Origin of the sequence: Bradyrhizobium sp. 190 (assembly GCF_023073415.1) — a bacterium.
In the GTDB taxonomy this organism is placed as follows: domain Bacteria; phylum Pseudomonadota; class Alphaproteobacteria; order Rhizobiales; family Xanthobacteraceae; genus Bradyrhizobium.
On the sequence record NZ_JADPJL010000058.1, the window covers coordinates 1 to 1,152 of the forward strand.

At 54.3% G+C, this 1,152-nt stretch carries 1 protein-coding gene; it reads left to right on the top strand.

The features are described from left to right. The first annotated feature begins 304 nt into the window (after nucleotides 1-304). A complete protein-coding gene (locus tag IVB22_RS27250) occupies nucleotides 305-673 on the top strand; it encodes a hypothetical protein (protein WP_247520323.1) in 369 nt (122 codons plus the stop codon). Nucleotides 674-1,152 lie beyond the last annotated feature (479 nt).

Here is a 1,152-nt window from a genome sequence, read left to right on the forward strand (position 1 = left end):
TTGTCGGAACACCTCGATCTCAAGACAGGACGCCCCGTTGCGCTATCCCATTGGCCCTGACGCCCGCAGCAGTACCCTACCGCGCGAGCGGTTTAGTCCAATGACCCATAGCGGAAGTTCCGGAGACGCCGGACAATGCATCTTGTGAGGCATAAGAAACGACCAAAAAACAACAGTCTTGCTCAAAGCAGAAGGCTGCTCAGGAATGGGATTCCATTTTCTTCAGAATGTGGCCCGATTGATCACCGGAAGTTAATGTGATTCGCGGATGCAAAATTAGTGACAGTCCATAGCGGAGGCTGCCATGAAAGCGTTCGATTGCGTACTGATGACATTCGGTATTCTTCTTCTGCTTTCCATTCGCGCTGATGCGCACGATTCGTCGATGCCGCATCACGAATGGTTCAACAAGCAGGAAATGAACCCGGCTGCACAGCGTCGGCTTGGTCTTCCCTACAAGTCTTGCTGCAACAACGGCGACGTATTCAAGACCCGCTTCAGGGTTGGTGAAGATCGCTCAGACCAGTGGCAATACCTGAATGATGGCGAGTGGAAAATCATCCCACCCGACATAATAAGGGAAAGTGATACGCCCGATCGTACCCCCGTCCTGTTCATCAACAAATCCACGGGACAGGAGCTGTGCTTCTTCGTACCGCAAGGAGGCCTCTGATGCGTGGCCTGGATCCGATACCGCATCTAAGACTTGCGCAGAAGCCGCCAACCTCGAAGTTTGGATGCCCGGTTTGTAAAACCTGCTTCGCGGCCAAGGACGGGTATATTTTCTTGACTCACTGGTACGCGGAAAATGATTGCGGCGAGCGGGAACGACAGGCCGGCTACCTCTGCTTCGATAAACTCACGTGCATACTCTGTTTTGTGAACGACGAAGAATCCGGACACTGTTGAGGCGACGAGAAACAATTGGCAAGCAGTCGCCCAACAAAGGCGGCGTCTCGAAAGCGCGGGACTTCCAGAGTGACGCCCTCCCATCTCGCGGCACCAGCGAATTGATCGAGTAGGCCGCGACTGCGACTTCCGCTATTGACCCAGGCTGTGTGAAAACCCCGTCGATGCTATGATTCCCTTGCTGAATCGGCGGGGGAAGTGATGCAGGGTTTCGTTCAAGGGGCGGATCGCCAGCAGACGACG

Bases quoted from the DNA above. Each gene is read 5' to 3' on its own strand.
- IVB22_RS27250 (WP_247520323.1), top strand. From the start codon at position 305: ATGAAAGCGTTCGATTGCGTACTGATGACATTCGGTATTCTTCTTCTG.